Below are 15,808 nucleotides of genomic sequence, written 5' to 3'. Positions count from 1 at the left end.
GGGTGACCCCGGCCGTTCGAGTGCCGTGCGCAGTGGAACCATGAGGTGTCCATGACGCGTCACCGTTCGCGCGTCCCACCCCCGGTCCCCACCACCGTCACCACCCTCACCACAGGAGGAGCGCATGGCCAACCCCTATCAGGTATCCCCGCCACCGGCTCCCAGGCGCCGCTCGGGCGGCAACATCGTCGCCGTCATCGTCCTCGCCGTGATCATCATCGGCGGCTACGGCGCCTTGCAGTGGGTCGGGAAGGACGACGGCAAGCCGTCGGCGGCCACCTCCACGGCGTCCCCTTCCGCCAAGCCCACGGCCAAGGACCCCGGATCCCCGGAGTCCTCCTCGGACACCTCCAGCGCGTGGAAGGTCGGCGACTGCGGCGGCCCCGACCCGGCCAAGGCCCCCGACGGGTTCAAGCGGACGGGCTGCTCCGACTCCGGGGCCACCTTCAAGGCCATCGACATCAAGGAGGCCAGCATCCTCCCGGGCTCGATCCAGTGCCCGGCGGGCACCGACCTGATGATCGAGGTGAGCATCTCCTACAACGGCGGCAAGTCGAGCGGCATCCCCACCAACACCGTCTGCGGCCGCAACCTGTCGAACGACCACCCGGGCGACGCGGGCGCCGGCGGCGGCCAGCTGGTCAAGGGCGACTGCGTGACCTCCCAGGCCAAGGAGGTCGCCTGCGGCGGCTCGGGCGCGCTGAAGGTCCTCGGCCTCGTCAAGACGAAGTCCGAGTGCCCCTCCGGCACCACGGACCCCATCGAGCTGACCATCTCGATCGGCCGCCCGTACGACGTGATCTGCACCGACGGCTAGAGCCCTTCAGGCGCCAGCCCACGGCCCCCGTATGGGTTCGGCTGTGGGCGGGTGCGGTTGGTCGCGCGGCCACGGCTCCGGCTGTTGTCACGGCCATCGAGGTCGATCCGGTGACGGCGGCCCTGGATGCGGCGGCAGCGCGGCCTAAGCCTTGATGGGTGCGGCCGACCTGGCGGCCTGCTCGATCTTCGCGCAGTAGGCCGCACGGGCTTCCTCGTCGATCTGCTTCTCGTGTTCGGCGCGCAACCCGGTCCGGCCGTCGAGGCCCTCGCGCAGGATATCGGCGTGCCCGGCATGCCGGATGGACTCGCCGAGGACATGGACCATGATGGCGAACAGGTTCGTGTTCGGATAAGGCTCCGGCCACCACGGCACGTGGCCGGGGGCGTCGAGGGGAAGCTCGTTGATCGTCGCGTCCGAGTGTTCCCACGTGCGCCGGTAGAACCCGATGATCTGATCGCGGGTCTCGTCCTCGGTCGCCCACAGATCGCTGCCGTTGTAGTCCTGCCACCGGGGCAGCGGTTCCGGGGAAGGGCGGTCGAAGACCTCGCCGAAGTACCTGGCCTCGACGGTGGCCACGTGTTTGACCAGGCCGAGGAGGTTGGTCCCGGTCGCCGTCAAAGGCCGGCGGGCGTCGTATTCGGACAAGCCGTCGAGTTTCCAGAGCAGCGCCTTGCGGTCCCGCCGCAGTCTCCCGTGCAGGTTGTCTTTCGCGAATTCATCGATCACGCGGCATGAGCCTGCCATGGGCTGCTCGTGGTCTCAAGATCCCGTACGTGGTCCTACCCGCAGGCTTGGTAGGCCACTCACACGTCAACCTCAGGAGAGGTACTGCGGGTGGCGGCGGCGCGCGTGCACGCCCCGAGCGCGGCACGGCAGCCGCCACCCCGCGACCCGCACTCGTCAAGGCTTGCCCTTGGCGTCCCCTCGCGTCGAATCGCTCCACACCAGGGTGATCAAGATGTGACGGAACGTCAACACCTCGTTAGAGGTACACGCGCGGTTCCCGCACCGGAGGGTGAATTTCCGACGGGCCGTCGCAGGCCCCGTCCGATGCCGACTTCTCCGCGCGGTCGATCTCGCACCAGATCCGCTTGCCCCCGCCCTCGCGCTGCCAGCCCCAGCGGTCCGCCAGGCCGTCGACCAGCTCCAGGCCGCGCCCGCCGGTGTCGTCCCCGGCCGCCTGCCGGCGGGCCGGCGCCCGGTCGCTCGCGTCGGCCACCTCGACCCGCACCCCCGGTCCGCCGAACAGCATCCGCAGCACGGCCGGACAGCCCGTGTGCACGACCGCGTTCGTGACCAGCTCGGAGATCAGCAGGATCAGCGTCTCGGCGAGCGGCTCGTCATCCCCTATGCCCGACCCCGCCAACCGGGACCGGGCCCACCGGCGGGCCCGGCCGACCTCGGCGGGATCCGCTCCTACCTCCAGCTGAACCTGAAGCACCTGCACCGCTCACACCATCCGAACCGGCGGACACTTCGCCTCGCGACAGGACGGGGTCACCCAGTGTGACCCCCTTGCGGAGCAGCATGGTTGACATACAGTCACCACAACAAGCGCTTCGGGCATATTCCCGCGCGAAGGAGTGGGCGTGGTGCATACTGTGCGACGCTCGCGCCGCTCAACCGCTCGCATTCGTGGGAGCGTACCGGAGCAGGCCCCCGTCTCCGGGTCGCAAAGGGGCGAGCGAAGGACACAAACCGATATCAACTCTCTGTAATCGGACATGCGTCCCTCACCGTCCCTCCCGTGCCCTCCCACGCCCCGCTCCCGCGCCCTCCCGTGACAACCAGCTACGGCGCCGGCTCGGACACCGCCGACTCCAGCAGCTCCGCGGCCAGCAGCTCCTCCGCCTCCGCCGCCGTCCGCCACTGCTCGGCCCGCACCCAGGCCCGCTTCAGGTGCAGGTGCACGTCCGCCTCCCACGTGAAGCCCATCCCGCCGTGCACCTGCAGACAGTCCCGGGCGTTGCGCACGGCCGCCTCGTCCGCGAGGAGCTTGGCCCCGGCCGCCTCGCCCGCCTCCCCCGTCACCGCCGCCGCGTAGACCGCCGTACGGGCCACCTCCGCCCGCACCAGCATCCGCGCGCACAGGTGCTTGACCGCCTGGAAGGCGCCGATCGGCTGCCCGAACTGCTCGCGCTCACCCGCGTACCGCACCGCCAGCTCCACCGTCCGCAGCGCGCTCCCGAGCTGGAGCGCCGCCGTGAGCAGCGCGCCCGTGGAGCGGTACGCCTCCGTGGAGCGGTACGCCTCCGACTCCGGCCCGTCCGCCCGGTGCAGCGGCGTCAACGGGTCCACCGAGCGCACCGGCTCACCGGAAGGCACCGCGTCCGCCCCCAGCACCGCGTCCGCCTCCCGCAGGTACGTCACGAGGCCCCCGCCCAGGTCGAAGGCGGTCACCACCGCCGTCCCGTCCGCCGCCCCGGGGACCACCCCGGCGGCCAGGTGCGTGGCCACCAGCGGCCCGGGCAGCAGGGCCCGCCCCGCCTCCTCGAACACGAGCACCGCCTCCGGGAGCCCCAGGCCCACTCCGCCCGCGGACTGCGGGAGCCGCAGCGCGAAGAAGCCCGCCTCGCCCAGCTCCCGCCACAGCGCCCGGTCCACGGCGACACCCGAGTCCACCGACGCCCGCAGCGCCTCGCGCCCGTACCGGCCCGCCAGGAGGTCCCGTACGCCCGCCCGCAGGTCCCGCTGGTCCTCGGTCGGCTGGAAGTCCATGCCCCTCACCGGCCCTTCGGCAGGCCGAGGATCCGCTCGGCGACGATGTTCCGCTGGATCTGCGAGGTGCCGGCCGCGATCGTGTAGGAGAGGGTCGACAGGCGGTCCAGCACCCACTCCTCGTCCAGCGACAGGGCCGAGGCCCCCAGGACCTCCGCCGCCGTGTCGTACAGCTCCTGGCGCGCGTGCGAGTAGGCGAGCTTGAAGACGGAGCCGCCGATGCCGGGGACCCCGCCGGAGCTCCCCCGAGTTCTCGACTCCGCTCGAACAGGGGGGACCCCCATCGACTCGCTGACGTTCCACTGGGTGAGCCGCCACAGCGCGCCGAACTCCCCGTACAGCCGCCCGAGCCTGCGCCGCAGCACCGGGTCGTCCCAGCGGCCGTTCGCCTTCGCCGTACGGGCCAGTTCGCCCAGGGTGCGGCGGCAGGCGACGACCTCCCCGACGAAGGCGGTGCCCCGCTCGAAGGACAGCGTGACCATGGTGACCCGCCAGCCGTCGTTCTCCGCGCCGACCCGGTTGGCGACCGGGACCCGTACCTCGTCGAGGAACACCTCCGCGAACTCGGTGGACCCGGCGAGCGTGCGCAGCGGCCGGACGGTGACCCCCGGCGCGTCCATCGGCATCGCCAGCCAGGAGATCCCGCGGTGCTTGGGGGTCTGCGCGTCGACGGGGCTCGTCCGCACCAGCAGCTCGCACCAGTCGGCGACCTCCGCGTGCGAGGTCCAGATCTTCGACCCGGTGATCACGTACTCGTCGCCGTCGCGGACCGCCCGCGTACGCAGGGAGGCCAGGTCGGAGCCGGCGTCCGGCTCGCTGAAGCCCTGGCACCACACCTCGTCGCCGCGCAGCACGGGCGGCAGCCAGCGCGCCCGCTGCTCGGCGCTGCCCTCGGCGGCGATGGTCGGCCCGGCGTGCAGCAGCCCGACGAAGTTCGCGCCCACGTACGGGGCCCCGGCGCGCTCCGTCTCCTCCAGGAAGATCAGGTGCCGGGTCGGGCCGGCCCCGCGCCCGCCGGCGTCCACCGGCCAGTGCAGGCCCGCGTACCCGGCGTCGTACAGCCTGCGCTGCCAGCCGAGGTCGTACGCGCGCCGGCCGGGCCAGTCGTCGGGCGACGGCCTGGCGGGCAGCTCGGGCAGGACCTTGGCGAGCCATGCGCGCAGCCGCGCCCGGAAGTCCTGCTCCTCCTGCGTGTAGGTCAGGTCCATCAGCGGCCTTGACGGTCCTGGTCGAGGGACAGGCCGAGCATGCGGATGGCGTTGCCGCGCATCAGCTTGTAGACCGTCTCGTCGTCCAGCCCCTTCACGTGGTCGAGGGCGACCTCCTTGGTGTGCGGGAAGGTCGAGTCCACGTGCGGGTAGTCGGTCTCGAAGGTGGCGTTGTCGCGCCCGACGACGTCCAGCGAGGCGATGCCGTGCTTGTCGCGGAAGAAGCAGCAGAACATCTGCCGGTAGTAGTACGTGGACGGCGGCTCGGGGATCAGGTCGCGCACCCCGCCCCAGGCCCGGTGCTCCTCCCAGACGTCGTCGGCGCGCTCCAGGGCGTACGGGATCCAGCCCATCTGACCCTCGCTGTAGGCCAGTTTCAGCGTCGGGAACTTGACGAGCACCCCGCTGAAGAGGAAGTCCATCATAGAGGCCATCGCGTTGTTGAAGCTGAGCGAGGCCTGCACGGCGGGTGGCGCGTCGGGGGAGGCGGCGGGCATCTGGGAGCTGGACCCGATGTGCATGTTGACCACCGTGCCGGTCTCCTGGCAGACGGCGAAGAAGGGGTCCCAGTAGCCGGAGTGGATCGACGGCAGTCCCAGGTAGGTGGGGATCTCGGAGAAGGTGACGGCCCGCACCCCGCGGGCGGCGTTGCGCCGGATCTCCGCCACGGCCAGGTCGATGTCCCACAGCGGGATGATGCACAGCGGGATCAGCCGGCCGCCGCTGTCGCCGCACCACTCCTGCACCATCCAGTCGTTGTAGGCGCGCACGCAGGCGAGGGCCACCTCCTTGTCGTGCGCCTCGGCGAAGGTCTGGCCGCAGAAGCGCGGAAAGGTCGGGAAGCAGAGGGAGGCCTCGACGTGGTTGAGGTCCATGTCCAGCAGCCTCGCCTGGGGATCCCAGCAGCCCCGGCGCATCTCCTCTCGGGTGATCCCCTCCAGCGTCATGTCGTCGCGGTCGAATCCGACGGCGGCGATGTTGCGCTTGTACGGGAACTTCAGGTCCTCGTAGATCCACCAGTCGGTGGGCGGGCCGTCGGGGTCCATGGAGATCACGTACTTGCCGCCCGTGTACGCGAGCGCGCCGATGCCGGCGGTGAGCGCCTTGGGCCCGCGGTCGCGGTACTTGGCCGGCAACCAGACGTCGAAGAGGTGCGCGGGTTCGATCACGTGGTCGTCGACGCTGATGATCCGAGGCAGTTCCATGGTCTCCCCAATTCCCCGATCTGATGGATCGTCAGAAACAAGCTAGCTCCGCCACCCCTGGACCGACAAGCGTCAGCGCTCTACGCTCTGCGCTTGATCTGACTAACCGTCAGCTATGGGAGGTCTGGCATGACGGACACCACGAACGCGACGGGGACGGGGACCGCGACGGGGACGGGGACCGCGACCGCCACCGAACTGGGCCGTTCCCGCACCCTGTGGGAACTGATCGCCCGCCGCGCCGCACTGACCCCTGACACCACCGTCCTGATCGAGGCGGCCGATGACCCCGCGGCGGACCGCCGGCTGACCTTCGGCGAGCTCCAGGACCGCTCCGAGCGCGTCGCCGCGGGCCTCCACGACATGGGCGTCCGCCCCGGCACGGTCGTCGCCTGGCAGCTCCCCACCCGCATCGAGACCGTACTGCTCTCCGTCGCCCTCGCCCGGATCGGCGCCGTCCAGACCCCCGTCATCCCCTTCTACCGGGACCGTGAGGTCGGCTTCGCGCTCCGCGAGTCCCGGGCGGAATTCTTCGCCGTCCCCGGGATCTGGCGCGGCTTCGACCATGCGGCGATGGCCCGGCGGCTCGGCGCGCGCGGCGTCTTCGAGGCCTACGCCTCCCTCCCGGACGGCGACCCCTCCGTACTCCCCCCACCGCCCGCCTCCGGCACGGACGTCCGGTGGATCTACTGGACCTCGGGCACCACCTCCGACCCCAAGGGCGTCCTGCACACCGACCGCTCCCTGATCGCGGGCGGCTCCTGCCTCGCGCACGCCCTGCACCTGACCCCGTCCGACGTCGGCTCGATGGCCTTCCCCTTCGCGCACATAGCCGGGCCCGACTACACCGTGATGCTGCTGCTCTACGGCTTCCCCGCGGTCCTCTTCGAGAAGTTCGCGATGCCGGACGCGCTGGACGGCTACCGCCGCCACGGGGTGACGGTGGCCGGCGGCTCCACGGCCTTCTACTCCATGTTCCTGGCGGAGCAGCGCAAGAACCCGGCCACCCCCCTCATCCCCACCCTCCGCCTCCTCGCGGGCGGAGGCGCCCCGAAACCGCCGGAGATCTACCACGCGGTCGTACGGGAGCTGGGCTGCCAGCTGACCCACGGCTACGGCATGACCGAGGTCCCGATGATCACCATGGGCGCCCCGGACGACACGGCGGACCACCTCGCCACCACCGAAGGCCGCCCCCCGGCGGGCATGTCCATCCGGATCACCACCCCGGACGGCACCCCCCTCCCCCCGCACACGGACGGGGAGGTCCGGCTCCGGGGCGAGGCGGTGTGCCAGGGCTACCTGAACCGCGACCAGTCATCCGAAGTCTTCGACCCCGACGGCTACCTGATCACCGGCGACCTCGGGCACCTCACGCAGGACGGCTACCTGGTCCTCACCGGCCGCAGCAAGGACGTCATCATCCGCAAGGGCGAGAACATCTCGGCGAAGGAGATCGAGGACCTCCTCCACCGGCTCCCGGGCGTCGCGGACGTCGCGGTCATCGGCCTGCCGGACCCGGCCCGCGGCGAACGCGTCTGCGCGGTGATCGAGCAGCCCGCGGGCGCCGCGCCCCTGACCCTGCCCCAGCTGACGGCGTACCTCCGCGCGGAGGGCCTGTCGACGCACAAGCTCCCGGAGCAGCTGGAACTCCTGGAGTCCCTCCCGCGCAACGAAGCCCTGCGCAAGGTCCTGAAGTACAAACTCCGCGAACGCTACTCCTGAGGCCGGTGTGTCACCGGTCACCGGTCACCGGCCTGGCCTGCGCTGAGATCAGAATGCGTGTTCAACCTTTTCCGTGCGGCCGCACTCAGGACAGGGGTGAGAGACACGATGTGACGACAAGGAGCATTCGATGTATTCCACCCGACGCCGCCGCGCGGCGGCTGTGACCGGTGTACTGACGGCCGCGGTCCTCGCCTTGCAGTCAGGCGGCCTCGTAGGAGCGCAGGAAAGCGTGGGTCACGGCCATCGTGACGAGCCGGCGCTCGGCCCCGTTGCCGTCAATCCGGCTACCGCCTCTCTGACGCTCCCGCTCGACAGGATGACGGACTCGGCGGAGGAGCGGCGCCTGTCGGCGGTCGCCCAGAACCGGCTGGTGACGCAGTGCATGGCCCGGTACGGCGTGACGTACGCAGGGCAGGACCCGGATCCGGTGACAGGCACCGAGGACCGGCACCAGTTCCTCTTCGGCGTGGCCGATCCCGCGTTCGCGGCCGCGCACGGCTACGACCAGACCGCAGGGGCACCGCTTCCGCCACGGCCGGCTCAGCCGGAGCTGACCGAGGACGGGTTCACCGCCCTGTACGGCGAGCGGCCCGGTGACGCACCGACGGGCCTTCCTCCACGTACCGAGGAGGAGGCCCAGGAGAGGGACAGCGGGATCACGGTCAACGGCCAGACGGTCCCGGTCGGCGGTTGTGCCGCAGAGGGGTACCGCAAGCTCTACGCCCCGACGCGGGCCAGCATCGACTACATGTTCTCGTTCGAGCTCGCCTACGAGGCGCACGTCCGCACCAAGGAGGACTCTCGCATGATCCGGGTGTTCCGCGAGTGGTCGCAGTGCATGGCACGGTCCGGCTACCCGGGCATCGCGAATCCCTACCTGGTACTGGACAAGCTCGGGCTGAGGGCCGAACCGGGCGGGGCCGAGGCGATCGCCGCGGCCGTGCAGGACGTCTCCTGCAAGCAGGAGGTGAACCTCGTGGGCATCGGAGCCGCCGTCGAGACGGCCCATCAGAACCAGGTTCTCACCGAGGTCTCCGAACAGGCCGCGCTCTACAGCACACAGCGTGCGGCGCGGCTCGCGCTCGCCGCGAGCCTCGTCTGACACCGCTCCCCGCCCCGGCTGTCCTCGTATGTCCGGGGCGGGACTCGCGGTCGCCCCCTACATCCGGCTCAGCGACGCCGCAGCGAACAGCACGTCCCGGATCGCCTCGCGGTCGCCGTGCTGGCCCACCGCCGCCTCCTCCGGGGAGATGTGCCCGGCCGCCAGCTGGCAGAACTCGATGCCGTCCAGCGCGATCTCCGCCACCGTCCGCTCCGGCGACGGCTTCGCCCCCGGCGAGTCCAGCGCGATGTCCCAGCCGCCACCACCCGCGCCCTCGATCTCCAGGTGCAGGGTCCGCCCGGGCGAACCCGCCGCGACCAGGCCCCGCGCCGGCGCCGCCAGGCCGTCCCGCCGCCGCTGCGCCAGCGCCTCCGGCAGGAGCCGCGCCGCCAGGTCGATCATCCGGTGCAGGTGCGGCCCTGACGGCGGCTCGTACGGGTAGTCCACCGCCTCCGCGATGTCCCACGCGTGCACCCAGCACTCGAAGGCCCGCTCCAGGAACGCGTCACCCAACGGCAGCGCGAAGTTCCCGTAGTCCACCGCCAGCTCAGCGACGCCGCGGCCCGCGAAGGACACCGTACGCACCAGGGTGTGGCCCTGTTCCCGCCACGGCTCGCGGACCTGCCGCGTGGCCGGATACGCCGACGCGTTCCAGAAGTGCTCCGTCCGTACGGTCGGACCGCCCTTCGGCGCATCCGGCCCCAGCGGGTCGTCCAGCCCCAACGCGGTGGCGATCAGCCCGTCCACCGTCAGCAGATGGCCGATCACCCCCGCCACCGTGGTCCGTTGATGCCGGCGCCGTTCGTCCTCGAACCACTTCAGCCGCACCGGGGTGTGCCATTCCGAGTCCCCGAAGTCCTGGAGCAGCGCGTCCAGCCGCGCGGTCTCGGTGTCGTACGGGCTCGCCCACGCCGGCACCGGGATGCGGGCCGGCCGCTTGCCCAGGCAGTCCTCCAGCACCCGCGAGCGCAACAGCGGTTTGAGGTCGAGGTTCTCCTCCGGGTGCAGCAGTCCCACCGCGTCGCGCAGCCGCAACGCCTCCTCGGCGCAGGGCGCACACTCGGTGAGGTGGTCCTCCACCGCCCGGGTCTCCTCGGTCGAGCAGGCGGCCAGCGCCCACGCGCCGAGCAGGGACTTCAGTACGGCGTGCGAGGGCAGCTCGTGCGAGGACGGCTCGTACGAGGGCGGCTCGTACGCAGGCGGCTCGTACGGAGGCGACTCGTACGGGGGCGACTCGTACGCAGGCGACTCGGGCAGCGGCCCCAGGACCGGTGGCGGCGGCGCGTACCGAGGTTCCAGGTCGTCGGCGGCTCCGCGCGGACCCGGTATCGACGCCCGGCCGCCGGGACGCTCGTATCCGTCGTCGGGCGACTCGGCAGGGCCGTTCATCGGGGCGTTCCACATTCGCGCGGGCCGTATCCGGACTGGGCGGTGTCCTCCTGCGGGAGGGCGTTGGCGGTCGACAGCAACTGCAGCCCGAGCCGCAGCCGGCGCCGCGCCTCGTCCTCGCTGATCTGGAGGTCGGCGGCGGCCTGCCGGTAGTCGCGCCGCTTGAAGTACGCGAGTTCCAGCGCGGCACGCAGCGGCGCGGGCATGGAGGTGACGATGTAGTCGGCGCGGGCGGCCGCGTTGGCGCTGCGCACCTTCTGCTCCAGTTCCTCACGGGAGCCACGGCCCAGTTCGGCCTGGCGCAGCCGGGCCACCGCCTGGCCCTGGGTGATCCGGGCGACCCAGGACCGCATGGAGCCCTGCTTGGGGTCGTAGGCGTCCGGGTTCTCCCAGATGTAGCCGAAGACCTCTCGGGTGATCCGGTCCGCCGCCTTCTCGTCGCCCAGCACCCGGTGCGCCAGGCTGTGCACGAGCGAGGCGAAGCGGTCGTACAGCTCCCCGAGCGCGGCGGCCTCGCCACGGGCGAGGCGCTGCTGCATGCGGCGGTCCCAGCGCGGTGGTACGTCCTTCGGCATAAGTGCCCCCAGCCGTGTGTCGACGCATCGAATGTAGTGGGCACATGGCGGATCGCGCCCGTTTTGGGAGAACCTCGCCCTGGAAGTGCGCCCTCCGTGATAGGGGCGTGGCAGGGTGTGAACGGTGGTGCGGCTGACGGCACATGGGGACAGGGGTACGCGCCCCACCGCGCTCCCCGTGCGCGGGTTCGATGCGGCCACCTCCTTGACCACTTCGCTTAACGCGCAGGCCACATAGGCCTTACGCTCCTGCCTTGTCTTGATCTGAACCCCACCGCACACGTGAAGGCGGAACGCCGAACATGGACAGCGCAGAATACGAGCGCAAGATCGCCGCCCGATTCGCCACCTTCGACCAGGACGGGTCCGGCTATATCGACCGGGAGGACTTCAGCGCGGCCGCGAAGGCCGTCCTGGCCGAATTCGGTACGGCCGCCCGCTCGGACAAGGGCCAGGCCGTCTTCGCGGGCGCCGAGGCGTTCTGGCAGGGGATGGCCGGCATCGCGGACGTCGACGGGGACCAGCGGGTGTCCCGCGAGGAGTTCATCACCGGGGCGGCGAAGCGGCTGCGCGACAACCCGGAGCGGTTCGCGGAGATCGCGCGGCCGTTCCTGCGGGCGGTGATCGCGGTGGCGGACGAGGACGGCGTCGGCGCGACGCCCCCCGCCACGGCCCGCGTCCTGCGCGTCCTGGGCACCGCGCCCGAACTGGCCACCCGGGTCGCGGCGTCCCTGGACCGCGACGGCGACGGCCGCATCTCGGAGGAGGAGATCCTGGCAGCCTTCGCGGGCTACTGCGGCGTGGAACCCCCGGACGCGTAACGCCTGCGGCGCGCTCGACCAAACCCACCCGGGGCCCACTCCAGCCCCGCCGGGCCACTTCAGCCCCGGCGGCGTTTGAGGCGCGGGGTCTGGGGCGGAGCCCCAGCAGCGGCGCCGCACGGGCCCACCGCGCCTCACCCGACGAACGAAAACGCTCGGCGGGACTTCCCCGCCGAGCGTCTTTGCGTATGCGGTCGCCGCGCCTCCTCGTACGGCTCGGCGTATGCGGAGGTCACCGCGAAGCGCCGCCGGAGGCGCGTGCCTCCACGTCACACAGGAACGCGGGCACCCGGTCGTTGAGTACCTTCGCCGGCATCGCATGACCCACCCCGGGGACGATCTCCGTCCGCACGTCCGCGAGGAGTTCCTGAGCCCGTGCCTGCGCGCGGCTGGAGTCCGTGGCCCGGCTGGCTCCGCCGAGCAGCACCATGACCGGTACCTTCACCGAGCGCAACTCTTCGTCGGTGAGCAACCGGGGGGCGGGCAGTCGCCCGCGGAACGAGCGCAGAGCCTCCAACAACATTCGCGTCATCACCTCGGCCGCCTCGGGCCCCTCGCCCGTGTCCCCGACGAGCTTGCCGAACCAGCGACGCTGATAGCGCTGCGAACCGCTGACCACCGCGGCGATCGCCCCCAACAGGAAGGTCGGCCGGAAGCGGGCCAGGGCCCCGGCGGGTTCCACCAGGGTTACGGATGCGACCTGCCCGGGGGCGTGCACGGCGTGGTTGAGCGCCACCCACCCGCCGTACGAGAAGCCGACCAGGTGGGCTTGCTCCACACCAAGTCCGCTCAGCACCTCGTCCAGCCATCCCGCAGTGTCCTCAGCCGTGCGGATCGGGGCGGTCTGCGTGCTGCGACCGGGCTCGCCCACCCGGTCCACCGCTAGCACGGAACGGCCGGCGGCGAGCGCGGTGACGTTCGACGCCCACACGGCCGGCGTCGCGTTCTGCCCGTGCAGCAACACGATCGGCGGCCCCTCACCCGTCCCGTGACCGTAGATCCGGGTGGTGCCGAAACGGGTTTCAACGTCCCGCTCCTCGCGCGGAGTCGGCCACAGGTTCATCGCCTGTTCGTACGCGGCGAGGTAGCGCCTTTGTGCCTCGTCGCTCGCGAAAGAACCGACACGCCCCTTTGCGCCCATGCTGTCTCCCGTGCAACAGCGGCCCCTCCGACCGCGACCGAACCGATCATCGCAAGCCGCGAGACACCGGGCCCATCCAGCCCCGCCGGCGTTTGAGGCGCGGGGTCTGGGGCGGAGCCCCAGCAGCGGCGCCGCACAGGCCCACCGCGCCTCACCCGGGCACAACCAGCCCCACCGGCAGCCCAAGCGGCGGCGGCGCAGCCGCTAGCCGAAGACCACCGTGCGCGAGCCGTTCAGCAGCACGCGGTGCTCGCTGTGCCACTTCACCGCCCGCGCGAGCGCCTGGCACTCCACGTCCCGCCCGATCGCCACCAGCTGGTCCGGCGTCACCTCGTGACCCACCCGCTCGACCTCCTGCTCGATGATCGGCCCCTCGTCGAGGTCCGCCGTCACGTAGTGGGCGGTCGCGCCGATCAGCTTCACACCCCGCGCATGCGCCTGGTGGTACGGCTTCGCGCCCTTGAAGCTCGGCAGGAAGGAGTGGTGGATGTTGATGATCCGCCCGCTCAGCTCCTTGCACAGGTTGTCCGACAGCACCTGCATGTACCGCGCCAGCACCACCAGCTCGACGTTCTCGGAACGCACGAGCTCCAGCAGCTGCGCCTCCGCCTCCGCCTTCGTGTCCTTCGTCACCGGGATGTGCACGAACGGGATGTCGTACGAGCCGACCAGTTCGGCGAAGTCGGTGTGGTTGGAGACCACGGCCGCGATCTCGACCGGCAGGGCCCCGATCCGCGTACGGAACAGCAGGTCGTTCAGGCAGTGCCCGAACTTGGACACCATCAGGATGATCCGCATGCGCTCGTCGGAGCGGTGGATCTGCCAGTCCATCTTGAAAGAGGTGCCGATCGCGGCGAAGCTGGCGCGCAGCTTCTCCACCGTCACCGCGGGCTCGGCCTCGAAGTGCACCCGCATGAAGAAGAGCCCGGTCTCCCGGTCACCGAACTGCTGGCTGTCCACGATGTTGCAGCCGGTCATGAAGAGGTAGCTCGACACGGCGTGCACGATGCCCTGCTTGTCGGGGCAGGACATGGTCAGGACGTACTGGGGCTGGGCCTGGGCCTCGGAGTGCGGGTCGCTCATGACCGCACAGCCTTTCACACCGCGCGGGTGAGGATCCTCAACACTTCCAGCGACGCCGGCCGGACGTCCGGGTCGTCCCCGTCCGCCGTGGCCAGTCGTACGTGCGCCTCGCGCGCGGCACGTACCGCCTCGGGCCACGCGTGGTGCTCCAAGTAGGCGGAGACGGGGGCGTCGGGGCCGACCTGGTGCATGATCCGGAGCACCCGCAGCACGGCGAGGTCGACGAGGGTGGCCTCCTGCGAGTCGCGGAAGATCGTGCCGACGTACTTCTCGGCCGACCAGCTGTCGAGCCAGGTGTCCTCGACGAGCCGGTACACGGCGTCGGTGACGTCGCCGTACCCTTCGTCGCCGGCCAGCCAGGTGTCCTCGTGGAAGGCCGGATCGGAAAGCATGTGCAGCGCCGAGCGCACGTTGCTGCGCCAGCGCCACCACGGCATGTCATTGAGGGGCATGCCGCCCATGGTGGAGGAGCGGCCGCCGCGTCGGGAAGAGTTCTTCGAACCTTGGGCGAATGTCACGCTTTCGATCGTACGTTCCCGTCGAGCGCGATCTTGAGGCGCCCACGGGTGAACCGCCGCCCGGCCGCCGCCCGGCCACTGCCCGGCCACCACCCCGGCCACCGCCCGCCCGGCCGGCGGATCACACCCCCGTAATTCACCTCGACGTCACCCGATGTTGTGTCCATCTCACTCGACAGTTACCTGTGGAGCGGAATGGTGCATGGACATGACCAACTCGCGACGCGCAGCATCCCTCTCCCGCACCTTCGTGGCCACGGCGATGGGTGCCTGTCTCGTCACCGGGTGCGGGGCTCTCCCCGGTGGCTCGGGGGGCTCCGGGGAGACCCTCACCGTCATGACCTTCGCCCCTGAAGGCACCAAAGCGACCAACATGCCCGGGATGACCGGCATGGCCAAGGCGTACGAGCGCTGGGTCAACGCCAAGGGCGGGATCAACGGCCACAAGCTGCGCGTACTGACCTGCAACGAGAAGAACACGCCCTCCGGCGCCGCCGACTGCGCCCGCAAGGCCGTCGCCGAGAAGGCCGTCGCCGTCGTCGGCTCCTACAGCCAGCACGGACGCGCCTTCATGGCCCCGCTGGAGGCGGAGGGCATCCCCTTCATCGGCGGCTACGGAGTCTCTGCCGAGGAGTTCCAGTCCCCCCTCTCCTACCCGGTCAACGGTGGCCAGCCCGTCCTCATCGCCGGCGCCGGCCACCAGCTGGGCCGCGCCTGCGACCAGGTGGCCCTGGTCCGCCCCGACACCCTCGCGGGAGACACGCTGCCGGTCCTGCTCAACGCCGGGCTGCGGGCCAACAAGATGGCCGACGCCTCCGACATCCGGGCCGCCGAGGACTCCGCGGACTTCGTGCCGCAGGCCCGCGAGGCCCTCGCGCACACCACCGGCACCGGCAAGGAGAAGGAAAAGGAGAAGGGCTGCGTGACCGCGGTCCTCGGCGAGCGCACCGAGACCTTCTTCGACGCCTTCCGCCGCACCGAGGTCCAGCGCAAGAAGCCGCAGATCTCCTCCGTGCTGGGGAGTGTCAGCCAGTCCCTCGTCGACCGCACGGGCGGCAAGGAGAGCCCCTTCGAGGGCGCGTACCTCACCAGCTGGTACCCGGTGGCCGCCGATCCGCTCTGGGAGCCGATGCGGAAGGTGATCTCCGAGCACGCCTTCGGCGACGACAACGTCGATCCCGACGACAGCGGGACGCAGACCACCTGGATCGCGTACACCGTGCTGAGCGAGATCGTGAAGCGCTTCAAGGAGGACGAGGACGTCACCGCCCGCCACGTCAAGCGCTCGTTGAACGAGGCGCAGCCCGTCAGGACCGGCGGCCTCACCCCGGACCTGAGCTGGCGTTACCAGGACATGCGCGCCGTCGCCGGCTTCCCCCGCATCGTCAACGGCCGGGTCACCTTCCAGATCGTGCAGTCCGGCCGGCTCGTGGCGCAGCCCGGCGAGCAGTCCCTGGACATGACCCCGACCCTGGAACAGGCCCCCCGCACGGCCTGATC

At 71.1% G+C, this 15,808-nt stretch carries 15 protein-coding genes; 5 read left to right on the top strand and 10 right to left on the bottom strand.

Features of this window, described 5'->3' with window-relative positions; translation table 11 throughout:
* Positions 1-124 precede the first annotated feature (124 nt).
* Entirely contained in the window at positions 125-817 is a 693-nt protein-coding gene (locus ACZ4TV_RS07940) for a hypothetical protein (RefSeq protein WP_468131872.1), read from the top strand.
* A 144-nt stretch (positions 818-961) separates the two neighbouring features.
* Here the strand turns inward: ACZ4TV_RS07940 and ACZ4TV_RS07935 are convergent, their stop codons facing one another.
* From ACZ4TV_RS07935 to ACZ4TV_RS07915, 5 genes are all read right to left on the bottom strand, one after another.
* Complete coding sequence (locus ACZ4TV_RS07935) at positions 962-1,546, bottom strand: DinB family protein (RefSeq protein WP_468131870.1); 585 nt, start codon at positions 1,544-1,546, stop codon at positions 962-964.
* A 256-nt stretch (positions 1,547-1,802) separates the two neighbouring features.
* Complete coding sequence (locus tag ACZ4TV_RS07930) at positions 1,803-2,267, bottom strand: ATP-binding protein (protein WP_468131868.1); 465 nt, start codon at positions 2,265-2,267, stop codon at positions 1,803-1,805.
* Positions 2,268-2,611: 344 nt separating this feature from the next.
* Entirely contained in the window at positions 2,612-3,538 is a 927-nt protein-coding gene (locus ACZ4TV_RS07925; protein WP_468131866.1) for an acyl-CoA dehydrogenase family protein, read from the bottom strand.
* A gap of 5 nt (positions 3,539-3,543) precedes the next feature.
* Positions 3,544-4,746, bottom strand: a complete 1,203-nt coding sequence (locus ACZ4TV_RS07920) for an acyl-CoA dehydrogenase (protein ID WP_468131864.1) — start codon at positions 4,744-4,746, stop codon at positions 3,544-3,546.
* Positions 4,746-5,951, bottom strand: a complete 1,206-nt coding sequence (locus ACZ4TV_RS07915; RefSeq protein ID WP_468131862.1) for an amidohydrolase family protein — start codon at positions 5,949-5,951, stop codon at positions 4,746-4,748. Before ACZ4TV_RS07915 ends, ACZ4TV_RS07920 begins: the two co-directional genes overlap by 1 nt.
* A gap of 129 nt (positions 5,952-6,080) precedes the next feature.
* On the opposite strand from ACZ4TV_RS07915, the gene ACZ4TV_RS07910 reads away from it, so the two are divergent.
* Entirely contained in the window at positions 6,081-7,676 is a 1,596-nt protein-coding gene (locus tag ACZ4TV_RS07910; protein ID WP_468131860.1) for an AMP-binding protein, read from the top strand.
* A gap of 130 nt (positions 7,677-7,806) precedes the next feature.
* Entirely contained in the window at positions 7,807-8,781 is a 975-nt protein-coding gene (locus ACZ4TV_RS07905) for a hypothetical protein (RefSeq protein ID WP_468131858.1), read from the top strand.
* 57 nt (positions 8,782-8,838) lie between these two features.
* Here ACZ4TV_RS07905 and ACZ4TV_RS07900 read toward each other — a convergent pair whose 3' ends face one another.
* Entirely contained in the window at positions 8,839-10,170 is a 1,332-nt protein-coding gene (locus tag ACZ4TV_RS07900) for a maleylpyruvate isomerase N-terminal domain-containing protein (RefSeq protein ID WP_468131856.1), read from the bottom strand.
* On the bottom strand, positions 10,167-10,745 hold the full coding sequence (locus ACZ4TV_RS07895) for a sigma-70 family RNA polymerase sigma factor (protein ID WP_468131854.1): 579 nt from the start codon (positions 10,743-10,745) through the stop codon (positions 10,167-10,169). The genes ACZ4TV_RS07900 and ACZ4TV_RS07895 overlap by 4 nt, the downstream gene beginning before the upstream one ends.
* Positions 10,746-11,047: 302 nt before the next feature.
* On the opposite strand from ACZ4TV_RS07895, the gene ACZ4TV_RS07890 reads away from it, so the two are divergent.
* Positions 11,048-11,566 (top strand): EF-hand domain-containing protein, encoded by a 519-nt coding sequence (locus ACZ4TV_RS07890; protein ID WP_468131852.1) that lies wholly within the window; start codon positions 11,048-11,050, stop codon positions 11,564-11,566.
* A 232-nt stretch (positions 11,567-11,798) separates the two neighbouring features.
* Here the strand turns inward: ACZ4TV_RS07890 and ACZ4TV_RS07885 are convergent, their stop codons facing one another.
* From ACZ4TV_RS07885 to ACZ4TV_RS07875, 3 genes are all read right to left on the bottom strand, one after another.
* Positions 11,799-12,707, bottom strand: coding sequence for an alpha/beta fold hydrolase (locus ACZ4TV_RS07885; RefSeq protein WP_468131850.1), 909 nt, complete (start codon positions 12,705-12,707; stop codon positions 11,799-11,801).
* A gap of 204 nt (positions 12,708-12,911) precedes the next feature.
* A complete protein-coding gene (gene purU, locus ACZ4TV_RS07880) occupies positions 12,912-13,790 on the bottom strand; it encodes a formyltetrahydrofolate deformylase (protein WP_468131848.1) in 879 nt (292 codons plus the stop codon).
* A 14-nt stretch (positions 13,791-13,804) separates the two neighbouring features.
* The gene (locus ACZ4TV_RS07875) at positions 13,805-14,251 is read right to left on the bottom strand and encodes an SCO4402 family protein (protein ID WP_468132258.1); all 447 of its coding nucleotides are present in this window, start codon (positions 14,249-14,251) and stop codon (positions 13,805-13,807) included.
* A 265-nt stretch (positions 14,252-14,516) separates the two neighbouring features.
* On the opposite strand from ACZ4TV_RS07875, the gene ACZ4TV_RS07870 reads away from it, so the two are divergent.
* Positions 14,517-15,806 carry an ABC transporter substrate-binding protein gene (locus ACZ4TV_RS07870; protein ID WP_468131846.1) on the top strand — a complete coding sequence of 430 codons (1,290 nt, stop codon included), beginning with the start codon at positions 14,517-14,519 and terminating at the stop codon, positions 15,804-15,806.
* The last annotated feature ends 2 nt before the right edge of the window (positions 15,807-15,808 follow it).

The sequence above is a fragment of the Streptomyces sp. NPDC028910 genome, assembly GCF_055564955.1.
Note: the sequence above shows the minus strand (reverse complement) of the source record. Positions and strands in the feature narration are given on the sequence as shown.

Coding starts and splice junctions, on each gene's coding strand:
- ACZ4TV_RS07940 (WP_468131872.1), top strand. CDS start 125: ATGGCCAACCCCTATCAGGTATCCCCGCCACCGGCTCCCAGGCGCCGC.
- ACZ4TV_RS07925 (WP_468131866.1), bottom strand. CDS start 3,538: ATGGACTTCCAGCCGACCGAGGACCAGCGGGACCTGCGGGCGGGCGTA.
- ACZ4TV_RS07920 (WP_468131864.1), bottom strand. CDS start 4,746: ATGGACCTGACCTACACGCAGGAGGAGCAGGACTTCCGGGCGCGGCTG.
- ACZ4TV_RS07915 (WP_468131862.1), bottom strand. CDS start 5,951: ATGGAACTGCCTCGGATCATCAGCGTCGACGACCACGTGATCGAACCC.
- ACZ4TV_RS07910 (WP_468131860.1), top strand. CDS start 6,081: ATGACGGACACCACGAACGCGACGGGGACGGGGACCGCGACGGGGACG.
- ACZ4TV_RS07905 (WP_468131858.1), top strand. CDS start 7,807: ATGTATTCCACCCGACGCCGCCGCGCGGCGGCTGTGACCGGTGTACTG.
- ACZ4TV_RS07900 (WP_468131856.1), bottom strand. CDS start 10,170: ATGAACGGCCCTGCCGAGTCGCCCGACGACGGATACGAGCGTCCCGGC.
- ACZ4TV_RS07895 (WP_468131854.1), bottom strand. CDS start 10,745: ATGCCGAAGGACGTACCACCGCGCTGGGACCGCCGCATGCAGCAGCGC.
- ACZ4TV_RS07890 (WP_468131852.1), top strand. CDS start 11,048: ATGGACAGCGCAGAATACGAGCGCAAGATCGCCGCCCGATTCGCCACC.
- ACZ4TV_RS07885 (WP_468131850.1), bottom strand. CDS start 12,707: ATGGGCGCAAAGGGGCGTGTCGGTTCTTTCGCGAGCGACGAGGCACAA.
- purU (WP_468131848.1), bottom strand. CDS start 13,790: ATGAGCGACCCGCACTCCGAGGCCCAGGCCCAGCCCCAGTACGTCCTG.
- ACZ4TV_RS07875 (WP_468132258.1), bottom strand. CDS start 14,251: ATGGGCGGCATGCCCCTCAATGACATGCCGTGGTGGCGCTGGCGCAGC.
- ACZ4TV_RS07870 (WP_468131846.1), top strand. CDS start 14,517: ATGACCAACTCGCGACGCGCAGCATCCCTCTCCCGCACCTTCGTGGCC.